Genomic DNA, 13,873 nt, shown 5'->3' on the forward strand with positions numbered 1-13,873 from the left:
AGTCGCAAAAGGCAGAGTAAGTAACCACCCCCTTGGGGGATGTGTCCTTGACAGGCTTCTGCTTGGCAAGACACGCCCGATGCGCAGGTCTGAAAGCACCCTTCCAGATCACAGGAAACTCCGCTGCTCGCCGCAGATCCTGGTAGAGGACGGGATATTTAATCATGTCCGATACGGCCTTCTGGTCGCTCTTGCCGACTGAAGCTTTGAACTGCGTCCAGAACGTTGCGAAACCGTCATCGCTCCCTGCCGCCAGCCCCGGTCCCGCTGATGTTAGCAAACCAGCTACAAACAGCGCCCCGCCGATGACCGGTCCGATCCAATTCATTTTAATCTCTCCGGCGTACACTATCGGACTTGAGACCAGCCGGGCACCAAGACCTCGCGACATCTGTCGCAGGAGAGAACTTGTAGGTTCACAAGAAAAGGTCGCCTGATCTACAACTATTGACTCGGACATTGCTGCTCGAGTGGCCTCGGAAGCTTAAAGCATCAGGTCCGCTTCGGGTCAGAAGCGGCCCTCAGCGGGCATCGACGTATTAGTCAGCTATGGGCCAGAAGGCGACATTGGCGGTCCGGACTCGATCTCTATTTGGTGCGCACCGCAGGTCAGCTCAGACGCACCCCGGTCAGCACAGTTGACGTTTCAACTTAGCGCATACCTCAAAAGTCGAAGCGCGTTTGGCGCTGCGCTCTGATCCGTTTAGAGTATAGTGGGTTGGGTGGGGCCTGGTGCGGCCATGGTGCAAGAGCGGGTCCGGGTCGAGCGAAGATTATCAGCGATCTTGGCCGCCGACGTGGCCGGCTATTCTCGGCTCATGCACAATGACGAAGAGGCGACACACGCCAAGCTGACGGCCCTTCTCGCCGGAGGTGTCGAGCCCGCAATTGCGCAGCACGGCGGCCGCATCGTGAAGAACACCGGCGACGGGTTTTTGGCTGAGTTTCCAAGTGCGGTCGAAGCGGTGCGGGCTGCCATGCAGTTTCAGTCCCGCATCAACGACCTTACCTGCGACGACGCGGAAGACAGGCGCATTCTCTTCCGTGTGGGGCTCAATATCGGTGATATCATCGTCGAAGCCCATGACATCTTTGGAGACGGCGTCAACATTGCGGCCCGGCTCGAGAGCATCGCCGAACCCGGCGGCATCTGTATCTCTCAGACTGTCTTCAATCACGCGCGCGACAAGGTGCCGTTCGACGTTGAGGAAGCGGGTGAGCAAACTCTGAAGAACATCGCCCGGCCCGTCCACGTTTACCGCATCATCATCGACCCGGTCCTGCGGACTGCGACGCCCAAACGCGAGATTCCGGCGCTCGCGTTGCCTGACAAGCCATCTGTCGCCGTGCTGCCGCTGACCAATATGAGTGGCGACCCCGAGCAGGAATTCGTCTCCGACGGTATCGCCGAAGATGTGATCACGGCGTTATCGCGTTATCCCTCATTGTTCGTCATCGCACGGAACTCGTCGTTCACTTACAAAGGGCGAGCGGTTGATGTGAGACAGGTCGGGCGCGAGCTCGGCGTCCGCTACGTGCTTGAAGGTAGCGTGCGCAAGGCCGGCAGCCGGATCCGCGTGACCGCGCAGCTCATAGAGGCGGCGACCAGCAATCATGTATGGGCCGAGCGCTACGACCGCGATCTCGCAGATATTTTCGCCGTGCAGGATGAGCTCACCGAGGCGTTGACGACTGCGCTCGCCCCCGCCATTGCAGACGCCGAGCTCCGACGCGCCATGCGCAGGCCGCCGGGCAGCCTTGATGCCTGGGCCGCCTATCAGCGCGGCCTGTGGGATCTGAGCAAAGCGACCGCAGAGGACGATGAGAGCGCCGAGAAATTCTTCAGACAGGCGATCGATCTCGACCCGACCTTCAGCGGCAGCTACAGCGCGCTCGCTCTGTACCAGCTGCAAGCGGCCGCGCTCTACCAGAAGATAGGCCTGCGAGACGCGCAACATTCGGCGGAGGCCCTGGCCCGCCGGGCGGTCGCGCTCGATGGTGCCGATGCCGAAGCCCGTTCGTGCCTTGGCTGGGCCTTACAAGCACGCGGCGAGGCTGACGATGCGTTGGCGGAGATCGAGCGAGCTCTCTCTATGAGTCCAAATCTGGCGATCGCGCACGGCCATCGAGGCGCGACGCTGATCTTTGCCGGACGGCACAAGGAGGGGGTCACGTCTCTCAACGTGTGTATCAGGCTCGATCCCCGCGATCCCTATCTGGCAGTCCGCTTGTTGCACATTGCGTGCGGTTTATATTTCTGCGGCGAATACGAAGCTTCGATCGAGGCCGCAAAACGCCTGATCCGGTCGTATCCGAATTTTCCGATGATCTACCGTTGGTCCGCGGCGGCGCTGGGCCAGCTTGGGCGCATAGCGGAAGCGAAGGAAGAACTGGAAAAGGCCGTCTCGCGCGCACCGGGGGCATTAGATATGTATGTCCGCAACAGAGCTCCGTGGTTTCGTCCAGAAGACCACGCGCATCTCGTCGACGGTCTGGGTAAGGCCGGATGGAAGGGGTGAGGCTGCATTGAACTGCGGGCCATCCCGTCTGTTTGCAGCGAGCCGTTCGACGTTCCCGCACGCGGATTGCCAAACGTCGGCTCGGGTCAAAAGCTGCTCACCACGTCTCATCGCGCAAGGTCAGATCTCCCTCAAACAGCGGAGACGTGGCGACGGCGCGTTCGTTGTTCGGCTCAGGGCCATGAGCGGACTTGGTCTAGCCCGCAAGCGTTGGCAGGGCCTGCCGAAATCGAATTTATTGGCTTGCCGCCGCAGCGGCAGTCGCCACATATTTCGTGTAAAATTCGGCGACCCGGCCGCGCCACATACCGACGAACGCCTCTGAAGTCACGTTGTCCACCGATTTCCAAGTACGCTTGAACGCTGGAAGTGCATTGCCCCAGATAGCGCGTTTGCACCACCTTCCGCCCTTCTCCTTGCCTTCGCTGGTGGCGCACATGGATTTCCAAGCGATGCGAGCGGGCTGGCTGATGTGCTCAGCGGCGCCTTCCCAGCCCTGCTGATGGATCAGGTAAAGATCGCTCAAGTCCGGCTTCCGATGCGTGATCCACTCGAAAAGGATGCCTTCGGTAATGACCTTATAGGCGGCCGCAACGGCGTTATCCCGCGGACTGCGAATCTGCCCGAAGCCGAACTTCCCGAACTCATATTGGCTCAGCTGAAACAGGCCGATATACGACCCGGTGCGTTGATTGGGATTGAAACCGGATTCGATCTTGGCAACCGCCATCATGAAATTCAAATCGAGACCAAACGCGTCGGAAGCGCGCTTGATCTCTTCGGCCGGCGTTCCGACCGGGATGTCCTTGAACGAACGCAAGACGATCTCCGCCGGTTTCTCGGCGGGCGGCAGTTCAGACCAGACGTAGTAAACCAGATAACGGAAATCCTGCGTCGACGCCGCTTTCGGAGCATCGTTGGACGCATCGCGTCCTGCCGGCGGCGGTTGGACGATATCCTGTCCCAACGACGCCAATTTGGTCGCGACGGGTTCATCGACGATCTCCGCTCCGGTGCTCAACGGCCCGGAACCTGCTGACGTCACCGAGCCCAGCTCGGCTCTTTCTGCCCGAAGCGCTATCGCAAGTCTGGCCGATGCCTCGGCGTACAAGGCGGGCGTCACCATGTTCGCAGGAGCCGTCATGTTCGCGTGACGTGGCCGGAGGCCGCTTCCGTGACGGTGGCTGTCAACTCCCATTCGCCGAGGTGACCGGAATATCCGACAACCTCGAGCGATTGAGCGTTTCCCGCACTCGCAACAACGCCCAGAACGATCGCCAGCAATATTGATTTCACGTGTGCTCCCATGCCTCTCGCGCCCGTTTCTCAGCGCTTCATCAGAAATGCCCGCGCCTCGGCAACTTCCGTTCGGGTGCTATCAGCTGCATCAGCGATCGCTATGACCTTTTTATAGTATTGCTGAGCCTTGTTGGATTCGCCGGACTTTTCCGCCGCCTTGGCTGCGCCTACGTAAGCGCCGAGCCGGTTTGGCTCCTTCCGCAGCGTTGCTTCAAATGCCCCAAGCGCTTCATTTGCCTTGCCGCTCTCAAGCAGCATTTCTCCATAGAGTTCGCGCGCCGGTTTAGGCACTCCCGGCGTCACCGGATGCTTCTCCGTTTTGTCCTCGGCAGCGGCGGCGGCGCTCATGGCATTCAGCGCAGCGTCACGATTGTCTTCGGCGAAAAGCTGCCAAGCCGTCGCAACCTGCCGCTCAATTTCGACCTGTTCCGCCCAATAGGTGTCCTTGGCGGCACGTAGCTTGTCGCGCAGTTCGGCGAGTTTGGCGATGTGGGCCTTCGCGGCTTCTGGCTCGCCTGCACGGGCCGCGCCCAGCGCCCGCACGAAATAGGTTACCGCCTGCACGTGAGGCAGCAGGCTGGGACGAACCTCAAGCGCCGCAGCAGCCTTCCAATCGCCGCGCTCCACTGCATAGCGTGCCGGAGAGGCGGCAAGCGCGTATGGCCCGGCGATAAAAGTCTCGGTGAAGCCTGTGACCCCCTTCATCTCGTCGACAACGGCTGCTGCCTTCTCGTCCTGCCCGAGTCGCAAATAGGCGTAGACGAGGTAATCCATTGCGTGCAGCTGATCGTGGCCCTCTTTGTCCGCTCTCGCCACACGAGACGATTCGATGTTGGAAGCAATCGACTCCCTCCAGTATCCGACGCGGGTAAAGATGTGGGACGGCATATGTTGGGCGTGGGCTGCCGCTGGTGCAACCTTGGCGTAGCGTCGCGCAGCCTCGAGCCCTTTTTCGGCAATTGGCGGATAATCGTAAAGATGAATCAAGTAGTGCGCTACGCCGGGATGTTGGGGCTGCCGTATTGCGATCGGCTCAAGGATTGCCGCACCCTTGAGCTGGTTGGTGTAAGTTTTGTCGGCCGGCGACGCCGAGGTGTTGAGGGCTAGTGCATAATAGATCTGCGCTTCGTCATCGTTTTGATACCGCTGCGCAAGTTGCTCCATGGCCTTGGAGTAAGCCAGCATGCGCGTACGATGATCGACCTTGTTATAGTCGGCGTACATGGCACTAAGCGCATCGAGGTAGTCGCGTTCGCGCTGGGTCTTGGCGCCGATGAGCTTTCCTTTTGCGATCGCCTCAGCACCCTCGGCGAGGTTTTTCGTGGGGGTGGGAACGTGGGGATTCCACAAGAGGCTGAGGGCCATGCCCCAGTATGCGATGCCGCACTCCGGATCGGCCTTCAGAGCATCTCCGAACGCGTGCTGCGACGCGCGGTACCAGAACGAGTGCTGGTACAGCATCCCGCGATCGAAATGCTTCTGCGCTTCCGGCTTGCACGATGTTTCGAAATGCACCGTACCGAGCTGATCGCCGTCCGATTCTGCCAACGAAGGTTGCGCAAACGAAAGGCCCAACACAGCCGTAGCCGCGATTGCGAATGGCGTCTTGATCATGACCTGCCTCCACGCGAGAACTAACTTTGCGAGGCGCGCAATCTAAGCCTGTTCACTCAGGCCAACCATGCAATTTCGTTTCGGAGAAGAGCCAGAGACGGACCTGGCCGGTGTGGCATGTCAGTTGTCCTGACATTGGACCCGCGCTAAAGCTCGTCGTCGAAGCGCAGAACCCGTTATGCCAGTTGGCGCAGTCAAATTGCGGTGCGTCACGTCAGGTTTGGGTCAAAATCGGCCCTGTCACTAGCTGAGGAGGTCAACATGGCCGATAACCTGAGCGCTACCCCTGCCGTCTCGAAACATCGTCGCAGATGAAGGAATGAGCACCCGCACATTGCGTAGGTTTCGCACCGTCTCGCTAAGGAATTGCAGACGCTTGTCGTATACTCCCAATCCCGCATCAACACTCACTCCAGTGATATTTCCATCCGGTCTGGCCAGGTTCGTCACAACTCCGCCGGCGACCGGATCACCGCTGCTAACTAATATTGGAATTGTAGTGGTCACGGGCTTCAACTGGCGTGCAATCGGGCCGGAAAGCGAAATGATCAAATCAGGATGACTGGCAATGATTGTGCGAGCCAAGTCTCCATAGTGTTCGGACCGACCGAGCGCCGAGTACCGGTCCACGAGCAGGTTTTGTCTTTCGACATAGCCATGCCTCTTCAACTCCCCAAAATAGCTTTGAACGTCAGGCGACCGTTGATAGTCATTCCCTCGGGCTTTTCGGCGGTATGGACGATCGCGATCCGTTTTATGCCCGGCGACCGAGCATCGGTCTGAGCGTAAACAGGCTTTTCGAAGCTCAGGGCTGCGGTGATCGCCGTACCCGCGACGTACTCCCGCCGTCGCATGTGCCCTCCAAGGATCACGCGGGGGCGCGAACAATCTATCACTTTGTCATATGACTGTGTGAGCGGCATAGCTGCATTTGCGGGGCGGCAGCGAGCAAGGTCCGCTTGGGGTCAAAAAGCGGCGGCAAAAGCAAGCGGCGTCCGCCGTCCGGTTTCCCTTCAATAGCTGAAGTGCCAACCGCGGCTTCTGCCACCCGTATTTTCCCAAGTGTTCGCCGGTCCCGGCTTCGGGTATGCGCTTAGTCGCATGAATCGAGCCGACTGCAACGCCCCGCCACCTCCTGTCTGCGAGAATTGACGTGAAATGGTACTGGTAGGAGCGTTGCGCGCAATCGTGGATCGGCAGGCTGTACGGGTCTACAAGTGCTTTCCATGCCAGCGTATCGTCTCCGCGCCTCTGCGGGACTAAGGACATACTTGAAATTCACGGCTGTCGCATTTGCCTGTGCCCAAGCGCAGCCAGCGTAGCCACGACGCAAGCGCCGCACCCGTGCGCCGCCTACCAACCCCCGAGAGCCATCAAAACAAAAAGGGCAAGGAACAACCCAACCGCCGCAAAGAAAAGCCAATGTCTCGCGGCCGCTTCAATTCGGCGCGCCGTAATTGATTTCATGCTGCGTGTCTGTCCTGCCAACGCTATCCTGATCAGCACGAACATAATCGGCTTGCAGGCCTTCAGGACTTTGTCTGGCAATCAGAAGCTGTTTCCGCATTTCAGCGAGGCGGGCGCGGCAGTATTCGCGATAGAGCAGGTCGAATATGGCGGGCATGGGGGCCCCCATCGTTTGAGTATCGCTATGAGATATTCCGAGTTTCTAAGCCCCAGCGATGCTGCCCGATGTGAGCCCATCCACAAGCTGCGTCAAACTTCAAAGGATGATCAGCTAACTTGCTTGTCGGTGCAAAAACGGAACAGGGCTAATTACCTAAAATCTAGCATAGCAGCCTTCTGTTTCAGCAAAACTTCGTCAAACAACTCAAGATCGCTGCTGCGCGAATAAAAATCCAACCACAGCGCGAAATGAATTACCAATGGATGCAAGCACCGTTGGCTGCAACGCCGCCTATTAGCCACCGTACCGAAGCAAGAATGGATCAACCGAGGCAGCTAGTCGGTCTGCCACTTGCATGTTCGGCGGACTGCGTTTCGGTAGGCAGCGAACCGAGAGAATTGACGGCCATCCCGGTACCAGCGGCAAGAACAGCTATTACAATCGCGGAGAGATATTTGATCCTCATGGCGATGATCCTCCCATCGCTGACGACAAGACAATTGTGTTCGATGAAAATTGGTTCCGTTGCGGGTAGGTCCGTGGTTGCGGGAACGATGCAAAAATTTTGGCCGGGATTAAATTTTGGCCGGGATTGAGTTGTCCTCCCGGCCAACCCGCCGCGCGCGTCTATCAGAACATCCCGATCGAGGCGAAAAGCGCAACCTCGATTAGGACAGTGAGGCTCATGATGCCGACAGTGAGAATTGCTTCGCCCGGTGGTAGAGGCGTCATAGCGTGCCTCGCATATTGCGAAGCCCCGAAGCCTAATAGCTAACCTGCCGAAGTCGGGAATGTTTCAGTTCCAAGCGCGTTAAGCAAAGATGCCTAACGCATTTCGAGTTCCTTGATCGCCAAAGCCGCAATTTGTGCCGGGGCAAGGACCTCCGTTTGCGCGATCTTGATGATCTTGCTTGCGACCATTTCCGTGAGCGGGTCGTCGCGATCCTGGACACAAAGCGTATGGAGCGCCTGCTCGTAAGCTGCGGTGATGCGGCTGACCATTTCCGGCTTTAAATCGACGGTTTGTAATCGCAGGTAGGTAGACATTTCTTGCCTCCTAAGCCCACGCGGGCGAACATGATAGCATGGGAACCCGGTTGGCGACCTGAGAACTTTGGACGTTCGGAGCAGCGGTATTTGTGCGAAGCCGGGATCAAGGTGGCGTGTCGCTCGTTACTACGGTGGCGGCAGGATATCCGTGCACGGCAAGGAGGCGGTGCACGTCAAGGCCAACGGTGGCAGCCATGGCAGATACCCCTTCGACCGCGCCCGTGGAGCATCGCCGGGCGATCTGCAACGAAATTGGTGAGCGACTTCGCGGCACCCTCACGGACGATCTCGCCCCGCTACCGTTGCGACTGGAAGGCATGGTGGAGCGGCTGACCGAATTGGACAGCGCCGCACCATCGGCCGCGCCGGATCGACAGGACGATGCGTCATCCCGGCCACTCTTGAAATTTGTGTCGGCGCTTTGGCGGATCCTCCGAAGCGTCTAGAACAACGGGAACATTGTCGACCAGCGCGTCTGTGTTTCATATTGTGCGGGCGCAATCCGAGTGGCGGCACAGCTCCCAAACGGTCCCCATGTTCTCAATCCACCCCGACGATCTCACCTCTGAACCGACCCGCCGCTTGCTCGCGCTTCATCTCGCCGGCATGCATGCGAGCTCGCCGCCGGGCCATGTGTTCGCGCTCGACCTGTCGGGGCTGCAGGTGCCCCGGGGTCACCGTGTGGTCGGTGCGCGAGGGCGACGACGTCGTCGGCATCGGCGCGCTGAAGGAGCTGGGCAATGGTGGCGCCGAGGTGAAGTCGATGCGGACCCACCCCGATCATCTGCGCCGCGGCGTCGCGGCGCTGCTGCTGGACCACATCGTGCGCGAGGCCAAGGCGCGCGGGTTGACCCGGCTGAGCCTGGAGACCGGAAGCGGCCCGGCGTTCGAGCCGGCGCTGGCGCTGTACCGCAAGCGCGGCTTCGTCAATGGCGAGGCGTTCGCCGGCGAGCGCCTTCAATCAATTCCTCCACCTTGCGCTTCACGCCTGAGCCGGCGCGCGGACGCCGCGCTGCAACGCGAGGCGTTGGCCTGTTTCCGAGGGTCGTGGCTTGGGCCGAACCCTATAAAGCGGCCCAGTCAATGGCCCGCGAGAGTCCGCTGTGCTCTGGTCGCGATCAAATATCTCATCGCAGCGAAAATGACGCGATGGGGTTGAGGACGAGACACGGCTCCAGCACATTGGCGCGGCCAGATAACGGACGACGCTCGCGAGACATTCAACTCAGATGGCAGCTCCGGCCAGCAAGAAAGTGCCGCCAAGTGCGACCATCACAAGTCCAGGCCAGTTCGATTTGATGCCGAAGCCGCCACCCGGCCTTTCAGGCTCCAGCGTGTCACGCCCGGAGCGAAGCCACCTTCCACCGCTGAATCGGCCTCGCCAGATGGGCTGAAACGCCATCTGGAGTATGCCGCCGAAAACAAGCAGCACACCAAGCCATATGAGGGTCATGCTCACCTCCTCTACCCGTGAAGGCCGATAGTGCTGCGCCGGAAACTCGGTCCATTCAGCGTCTATCCGCGGCTCTCGGAATTAGACCGACCTTGAAAGCCGCCGGACGCACCAGCGCGCCGCACGCAGGCAGGGCTCCCACTCACCGAAGCTCAAGCTACCTCCAAGCATCCCGCTTAGTCTTCGTCCGGCTCGCGCACGACCGGCGATTCGTCGGTTTGGTTCTCCTCCTCGTCTTGCTCTTCATCCTCATCCTCTTCGTCGTCATCTTCTCCGTCGTCATCAGGATCTCGAGGCGGCATCGCGTTGCCCATCACCGCGAAGACATGCCAGTCGATCCTGGCGGGAACGAGCTCGGGGAGTAGGGTCATGTTGTTGCTCCTCGGATGTGAGCCCTGGGGCACTTTACCCCTTTTTCGGCGAGGCAGGTGACCGAGATGGTTCGCGTGCGAGCCAGAGCGTCCTTGGGGCCATCTTTCGCGCTCGGATCGTGCTGCCTTCCGGTCCGGGGCAGACTGAAAAGAGACAGCCAATCGGACGCATTTCCGTCGATCCGCCATGAGCGGACACGATGGCGTCGGTCCGGCAGTTCATTCGGAGCCAAGAGCCGCCCCTCCGCCAGCAGTTTGTCCCTTCTCGGCTCCGCCCGAAACGGTATCAGCGTCGAGATCCTGATGCTAGATTTCCTGGGTCATACCGAACAGGAGGACGACATGGCTGATAGCGTCTACAAGGTCATAGAACTGGTCGGTACCAGCAGCGACTCGTGGGAGAAGGCGGCCGCCAATGCGGTCGAGCAAGCAGCGAAATCTCTCCGGGATCTTCGCGTTGCAGAGGTCATCAAGCTCGACATGCAACTGGATGAGAACGGAAAAGTTGAGGCCTATCGCGCCAAGCTCAACGTGTCGTTCAAGTTCGAGGGCTCCTAGCCCCAGCACCTCGGCCCCCACTTGCGGGGCGAGGATGGCTGATTGGAAAGGCGCGTTGCCCGGGCCCAACGGTCGGTGTGACCCATCCGGAGGAGGCCCTAGTCCAACCAGGGCCGATGTGCTTTGATGCGTGGGGGCGTGTAGCGCGTGGTGGCCCCATGTACATGGTCATTCGCAAGTACGCCAAGGTTCGTTCGGTCGCGGACGCTGCTCGCCGCGCCAGGAGCGGCGTCGGCGAGATCCTGAGGCAATCGCACGGATTCAAATCTTACTATGTGCTGGATGCGGGCGACGGTGTTGGTATCGCTGTGATGATATTTGACGACTGCGAAAGCGCCAATGCAGCGAATGCCAAGATACTCGCGTTTGTTCAGGCAAGTCTGCCTGACCTCGATCTTGGAGTTCCCGAAATCACGACCGGCGAGGTTTTGGTGCACATGGAGCCCAATGGGTCCTCGGGCATAAAGTAGCCGCAAGCGCCGCCAGTTGCGTGGGAGCGCCGCCCTCTTGCTGATGTCGTCGAATTTCGAACCCTTCGCGTTGTAGCGAACGGAATGCGTCTCATTCATCCGCCCATGGTCATCGCACAGGGTGATCCCATGGAGCGGTCCCATCGCATACCGTCCGATCAAGTGCGCTACCTGGTTTTGTAGCAGAATGGCCGCAGGAGAAGCCGATCATGACTGACGATCAGGTCAATCTCGTCGTTCAGCACCTTTGCGAGCAATTGCACCTTGCGCTCCGATTGAAGAACAGCGAGGCACATCCACCAAATGCCAAGGATATTGGATTTGATGCTGCCTCTGTCAGAACTGTATTGCTGACCGGGTTGCGTTCGGCGGATGTCACGATCCGCCACGAGGCAGCCGGGGCGAGCGAAGAGCCGCCGTGGTCCTGAACGCAAAACGCGGGACAGAAGCTCAGCGTCAATGTCTCAGTTGGGTCATTCGCGACGGGACCAGACCGACAGCAAGTCCAGCGATGTCCATTGTGCCGCCGGAAGCGGAAGTAAATTCAGAGCGGGCATCAGTGGCCGGATTCGACAAGCACCCACGCGTCAGCCGGTATCCGCGTCCGGCTCCTGCTTTTTCGGAGGCGCTTCTGTTGTCTTGCGTCCCAGAAACGTATCGGGCTGCAACTGGTTCAGCAGCTCGCGGGCCTCGCGCAAAAGCTGTCGCATGTATTCTGCCTGCTCATGATCGGCAGGCAACGGCCGATAAACCCGCATCGGTATGCTCCTTCGCTTTGCAGGCGGGAGCACGCTGGGTCTCTCAGCCACCGACGCCTACGAACAAATCCTTGGCCGGTGATGTCTTGCAAACGACCAGAGGTCGCTTTGGTTCAAAAGTGAACTTAGCTCTCGTGTCGCACTCAAGATGAGTAAGTGGCTCAAATGACTGAACTTGCACCCGAAAATTTAATTTGCGGACATACCAAATGATACAGACTCGGCGCCGCCGGCGGCGTAGCGTTAATTCATCACCGCAAGGCTCGTGGCATTTATCGGTGATGAGAACGCCAGTTTGCGCTCCCGCCTCCTCGAACAGGGAGATGCGCCATGCTGACGCGGCGTCGTTTCAAACAGACCAGGACTCTCAGCGAAAGACTCGCCGACGAAGCCACGCGCTGTCGCGAGGAAGCGCGCGCGCTCGCGCCGGGGCGCCGCCGGGAGATGCTGCTGCGCCGGGCGCGGCAGGACGAAACGGCCATGCAGATCGAGGCCTGGCTGCGCTCCCCCGGCCTGAGGGCACCGACATGATGCAGCAATATCGCGCTTATCTCGTCGGCGAGAACGGGGTCTTCCGCTCCGCCGAAGCGTTCGAGGCTCCGTCGGATTCCTCCGCTCTCAGCTTCGCACGACAGTACACCCGTCACGGCAAGGTCGAGGTGTGGCAGCTCGGCCGGAAGATCGCCGTGCTGGATCCCGAGCCGTCGCCGCCGGACGCGTTGACGCGTCAATGATCGCGTGATGGCGATCGCGAGGTCGGAGTCTCGATCTCGAACCAGAATGTCAGCTGCATGACGGGACCGCTGGCGTCGCGAACGTCGATCGCCATCGTCTGCCTGCCGCCCGTGGGCGGCGCGGAGATGACGGCATCGCGTGCCATGTCGGCAAGCGACTTGGCGGCCTCGGCCCGAACGGCGCGCGGGCTGGCCAATTCCAGCCCTTCCTCGTCGAGCGCAATTCCCTGGTGGTCGCGAAGGTCGAAGTAATAACGCGGCATCGTTGCATCCTTTGCCCTAATAGGCCCGGGACGGGCAAAGGTTTCCAAATGCGACGAAAAATTCGCTTGGGATCAACGGGTTCCGGGAACGCCGCCGAGGTCGATCCGGCAGGACGGGGGACTTTGCAGCCCCCTATTCCTCCGCAAGCTTGTGCTCGATATAGGCATCCACCGTCTCGGCGAACGAGCGCTGCACGCCGACCGCGACATCGTGCTGGTCCAGTGCGTCGCGCTGGAGCACGCGCAGGCCGCGCCCGCGGGCGCTGAGCGGCGCCGTGTTCAGATACTGATCGATGGCACCTTTGGCGAGCGGGATGGCCTTGGGATCGCCCCTGGCGATCAGGAGCCTGAGCAGGCTCTGGCATTCGGCCAAACCTGGCATGGGTTCAGCCTCTCACCTTTGCTGCGATTTCGGCTTCGGCCGCTGCACCGGCTGGGTGTGGGTGCCGAACAGCGCCAGCAGGAACGCGACTTCTTCCTTCGAACCGATCTGGATCATGACTGTCTCTCCTCTTCGCTCCGTTGGTCGGGACGAGCGGGCGCGGAGTTCAGGACGATCTGGTTTCAGCAATGTTTCAGCCGTGTTTCGTCGGACGAGGGGCTCGGGGTGCCGCCTGCTTGTGTACAGAATTGAACATGGTCACCGCGAGGTCGTCTGCGCGGCAAGCGGACGAGGCGTCACATACAACAAGCCCGCGCGGATCGCTCCACGCGGGCTTTTGCTTGACGCTTGCGCAACCTCACTCGCAAGGGGGCCGTGGACGCGCCAGGCACCCTCGGCATCCATTCTCAGTGCATGTGGCCAATCAGATAAACGCCGCCACCGAGCACGATCACGGCCGGGACGGCCAAAGCAAAAGTACAGGCATCTGTCCTTCTCAGTTCGACGTGCAGACCTTGACGGTCTTCATGCCGGCCTCGGCTTCAGTCCTGGTCTTGTACACGGTGTCACCGCTGACGACGGTCGTTTCCGTGGTCGTCGGCTTCGCCTCCGTGATCGTGCACTTCTTGGTCTTGACGTCCTGCACCACGTAGAACGACTGCGCGAATGCGGGAGCCGCAAATGACGTCAACACGGCAGCGGCAATGATGGTCTTGATGTTCATCGTGTCCTCCTCCAGCAGTCCGGTCATCCGGATCTGTCTTCTTCAAACATA

The 13,873-nt window shown here is 60.0% G+C and carries 21 protein-coding genes; 8 read left to right on the forward strand and 13 right to left on the reverse strand.

Annotated elements, in window-relative coordinates:
* A partial coding sequence (locus tag BM190_RS32835) for a hypothetical protein (protein ID WP_092261850.1) occupies positions 1-328 on the reverse strand: 328 nt, incomplete at its 3' end.
* A gap of 457 nt (positions 329-785) precedes the next feature.
* Between BM190_RS32835 and BM190_RS32840 the strand changes: the two genes are divergently transcribed.
* Positions 786-2,519, forward strand: a complete 1,734-nt coding sequence (locus BM190_RS32840) for an adenylate/guanylate cyclase domain-containing protein (protein WP_177237434.1) — start codon at positions 786-788, stop codon at positions 2,517-2,519.
* 235 nt (positions 2,520-2,754) lie between these two features.
* Here BM190_RS32840 and BM190_RS32845 read toward each other — a convergent pair whose 3' ends face one another.
* The 6 genes from BM190_RS32845 to BM190_RS32865 all read right to left on the reverse strand — a co-directional run bounded on the left by BM190_RS32845 (position 2,755) and on the right by BM190_RS32865 (position 8,106).
* Positions 2,755-3,663, reverse strand: coding sequence for a transglycosylase SLT domain-containing protein (locus tag BM190_RS32845; protein WP_244550799.1), 909 nt, complete (start codon positions 3,661-3,663; stop codon positions 2,755-2,757).
* Between the two features lie 182 nt (positions 3,664-3,845).
* Positions 3,846-5,432: a tetratricopeptide repeat protein gene (locus BM190_RS32850; protein ID WP_092261762.1), complete on the reverse strand. Its 1,587-nt coding sequence runs from the start codon at positions 5,430-5,432 to the stop codon at positions 3,846-3,848.
* A 243-nt stretch (positions 5,433-5,675) separates the two neighbouring features.
* Positions 5,676-6,062, reverse strand: a complete 387-nt coding sequence (locus tag BM190_RS41975; protein ID WP_502687015.1) for an ABC transporter substrate binding protein — start codon at positions 6,060-6,062, stop codon at positions 5,676-5,678.
* A 35-nt stretch (positions 6,063-6,097) separates the two neighbouring features.
* On the reverse strand, positions 6,098-6,286 hold the full coding sequence (locus tag BM190_RS40785; protein ID WP_177237436.1) for a hypothetical protein: 189 nt from the start codon (positions 6,284-6,286) through the stop codon (positions 6,098-6,100).
* A gap of 584 nt (positions 6,287-6,870) precedes the next feature.
* Positions 6,871-7,056 (reverse strand): hypothetical protein, encoded by a 186-nt coding sequence (locus BM190_RS32860; RefSeq protein WP_092261851.1) that lies wholly within the window; start codon positions 7,054-7,056, stop codon positions 6,871-6,873.
* A gap of 828 nt (positions 7,057-7,884) precedes the next feature.
* On the reverse strand, positions 7,885-8,106 hold the full coding sequence (locus tag BM190_RS32865) for a hypothetical protein (RefSeq protein ID WP_026201980.1): 222 nt from the start codon (positions 8,104-8,106) through the stop codon (positions 7,885-7,887).
* Between the two features lie 197 nt (positions 8,107-8,303).
* Here BM190_RS32865 and BM190_RS39935 point away from each other — a divergent pair, with 197 nt between their 5' ends.
* Together BM190_RS39935 and BM190_RS32875 are read left to right on the forward strand one after the other, a co-directional pair.
* Positions 8,304-8,555 (forward strand): hypothetical protein, encoded by a 252-nt coding sequence (locus tag BM190_RS39935; RefSeq protein WP_143109131.1) that lies wholly within the window; start codon positions 8,304-8,306, stop codon positions 8,553-8,555.
* 233 nt (positions 8,556-8,788) lie between these two features.
* Positions 8,789-9,268: a GNAT family N-acetyltransferase gene (locus BM190_RS32875; protein WP_244550800.1), complete on the forward strand. Its 480-nt coding sequence runs from the start codon at positions 8,789-8,791 to the stop codon at positions 9,266-9,268.
* Between the two features lie 66 nt (positions 9,269-9,334).
* Here the strand turns inward: BM190_RS32875 and BM190_RS32880 are convergent, their stop codons facing one another.
* Both BM190_RS32880 and BM190_RS32885 read right to left on the reverse strand, forming a co-directional pair.
* Positions 9,335-9,562, reverse strand: coding sequence for a hypothetical protein (locus BM190_RS32880; protein WP_026202141.1), 228 nt, complete (start codon positions 9,560-9,562; stop codon positions 9,335-9,337).
* A 176-nt stretch (positions 9,563-9,738) separates the two neighbouring features.
* A complete protein-coding gene (locus tag BM190_RS32885) occupies positions 9,739-9,933 on the reverse strand; it encodes a hypothetical protein (RefSeq protein WP_092261765.1) in 195 nt (64 codons plus the stop codon).
* Between the two features lie 342 nt (positions 9,934-10,275).
* Here BM190_RS32885 and BM190_RS32890 point away from each other — a divergent pair, with 342 nt between their 5' ends.
* From BM190_RS32890 to BM190_RS39940, 3 genes are all read left to right on the forward strand, one after another.
* The gene (locus BM190_RS32890; protein WP_026202140.1) at positions 10,276-10,491 is read left to right on the forward strand and encodes a dodecin family protein; all 216 of its coding nucleotides are present in this window, start codon (positions 10,276-10,278) and stop codon (positions 10,489-10,491) included.
* A gap of 158 nt (positions 10,492-10,649) precedes the next feature.
* On the forward strand, positions 10,650-10,961 hold the full coding sequence (locus BM190_RS32895) for a hypothetical protein (RefSeq protein WP_092261766.1): 312 nt from the start codon (positions 10,650-10,652) through the stop codon (positions 10,959-10,961).
* Positions 10,962-11,170: 209 nt separating this feature from the next.
* Positions 11,171-11,389, forward strand: coding sequence for a hypothetical protein (locus tag BM190_RS39940; protein WP_143109132.1), 219 nt, complete (start codon positions 11,171-11,173; stop codon positions 11,387-11,389).
* Positions 11,390-11,548: 159 nt separating this feature from the next.
* On the opposite strand, the gene BM190_RS40790 is transcribed toward BM190_RS39940, so the two are convergent.
* Positions 11,549-11,719: a hypothetical protein gene (locus BM190_RS40790; protein WP_177237437.1), complete on the reverse strand. Its 171-nt coding sequence runs from the start codon at positions 11,717-11,719 to the stop codon at positions 11,549-11,551.
* A 330-nt stretch (positions 11,720-12,049) separates the two neighbouring features.
* Here BM190_RS40790 and BM190_RS32900 point away from each other — a divergent pair, with 330 nt between their 5' ends.
* Entirely contained in the window at positions 12,050-12,250 is a 201-nt protein-coding gene (locus tag BM190_RS32900) for a hypothetical protein (RefSeq protein ID WP_018319196.1), read from the forward strand.
* A complete protein-coding gene (locus BM190_RS32905) occupies positions 12,247-12,453 on the forward strand; it encodes a hypothetical protein (protein WP_018319195.1) in 207 nt (68 codons plus the stop codon). The genes BM190_RS32900 and BM190_RS32905 overlap by 4 nt, the downstream gene beginning before the upstream one ends.
* Here BM190_RS32905 and BM190_RS32910 read toward each other — a convergent pair.
* The 3 genes from BM190_RS32910 to BM190_RS32920 form a co-directional block, all read right to left on the reverse strand.
* Entirely contained in the window at positions 12,447-12,716 is a 270-nt protein-coding gene (locus BM190_RS32910) for a DUF6894 family protein (RefSeq protein WP_092261767.1), read from the reverse strand. The genes BM190_RS32905 and BM190_RS32910 overlap by 7 nt on opposite strands.
* Before the next feature lie 133 nt (positions 12,717-12,849).
* Positions 12,850-13,098: a hypothetical protein gene (locus BM190_RS32915; protein ID WP_018319193.1), complete on the reverse strand. Its 249-nt coding sequence runs from the start codon at positions 13,096-13,098 to the stop codon at positions 12,850-12,852.
* Positions 13,099-13,594: 496 nt separating this feature from the next.
* Complete coding sequence (locus BM190_RS32920; RefSeq protein ID WP_091965624.1) at positions 13,595-13,822, reverse strand: hypothetical protein; 228 nt, start codon at positions 13,820-13,822, stop codon at positions 13,595-13,597.
* Positions 13,823-13,873: the final 51 nt, after the last annotated feature.

Origin of the sequence: Bradyrhizobium sp. Rc3b (genome assembly GCF_900114915.1) — a bacterium.
Classification (GTDB): Bacteria; Pseudomonadota; Alphaproteobacteria; order Rhizobiales; family Xanthobacteraceae; genus Bradyrhizobium.